Origin of the sequence: Streptomyces sp. ADMS, assembly GCF_033441795.1 — a bacterium.
Taxonomy (GTDB): Bacteria; Actinomycetota; Actinomycetes; order Streptomycetales; family Streptomycetaceae; genus Streptomyces.
Genome location: NZ_JAVFVX010000317.1, coordinates 1 through 1,180, shown reverse-complemented (window position 1 = coordinate 1,180; position 1,180 = coordinate 1). Strand labels below are relative to the sequence as shown.

The window sequence follows — 1,180 nt, the reverse complement described above, 5'->3', positions numbered from 1 at the left end:
CTGAGAAAGCCCAGCTCAGAGGGCACACACCACGCACAAAAAACTACCCGCGACACGCCGCGACCTCACCCCACACGCCCGGCTCCCCCACCCCACACCCTCCCGACACACAAACCCGACGCCGACCACCGTGCCGCCGACCGGCCCTCGAAGGATCAGAAGTGCCGTTCCCATGACAGCGGAACAGGGAAGGGTGTACCGCCCCATGACAGCCACGACGGCACCAGACACCGCCCCATGTCAGTGACTCCCCACACTCAACACCCCACCACCAGCGAAAACACCCTGACCTGACATGCCGTCACTGACACCACCCACTGACACCAAACCGGCACATCGCAGCCAAGGCGTGCCTGGCCTCCGTCACGCTCACCTTGCTGGCAAACCCCAAGCCTTCTGTGCACGACTTGCTGGTGTTGGGCGGCCAGGAAGACAAATCGGAGACGGCGAAGGAGTACGCCCCGCACAAGCTGACGGCGTACCTGTACCAGGTGCCGTTGCTGTACACGTCCCTCTACGACAAGTGCCCGGTCCTGAAGGCCGAGAGGCCCGAGCAGGTGGAGAGCCGCCTCTTCCTGTGCAACACCAAGGCCCGCACACTGCACCGGGGCATGGCCCTGCTGGGATCCGGACGCCCGAGTGGTTCTGAGGCACCTCAAGACATACGCGCGGCCCGTCCACTCCCTGCGGGGAGTGGACGGGCCGCGCCGTGTGTGCGGGCGTCGGATCGACTCAGCAGGACCGCGCGGCGGTCCAGTCCGCGAACGCGTCCTTGGTCTTCGGTCCGGCGATCCCGTCGACGTCAAGGCCGTAGCCGCGGGCGTTCAGGAAGCGCTGCAGCGCCCTGGTCGTGGCGGGTCCGACGTCTCCGTCGACGACGAGTGTGACATCGCCGTTATGGCCGTAATAGTTGAAGAACCTCTGCGCGGCCTTCCAGCTGTTGGTACCCAGCTGACCGTCGATCGTGCCGGGGTTGAAATTCCAATCACGCAGATAGCACTGCCACTTCTTCGCCTGGGTGGTGGTCAGCCCCAGGTTGTTCACCGCGAGCGTGCCGATCTCACCGGTCACCGCTTGCTGCTGGGCCGGCGCGGGGGCCGCCATGGCCGTGCCCGCGGTGGCCAGGCCGCCGGCGGCGATCCCGACCGCGGCGGTGGCACTGACGAGTGCCTTCGTGAGA

General features: G+C 66.4%; 1 protein-coding gene and 1 pseudogene. One reads left to right on the top strand and one right to left on the bottom strand.

Translation table 11 applies throughout. From position 1 onward, the window contains the following. Positions 1–440: 440 nt before the first annotated feature. Positions 441–638: pseudogene (locus RB628_RS40690) on the top strand (DALR anticodon-binding domain-containing protein); the annotation flags it as partial. 94 nt (positions 639–732) lie between these two features. On the opposite strand, the gene RB628_RS40685 reads toward RB628_RS40690, so the two are convergent. Next, a partial coding sequence (locus tag RB628_RS40685; protein ID WP_318325677.1) for a peptidoglycan-binding domain-containing protein occupies positions 733–1,180 on the bottom strand: 448 nt, incomplete at its 5' end.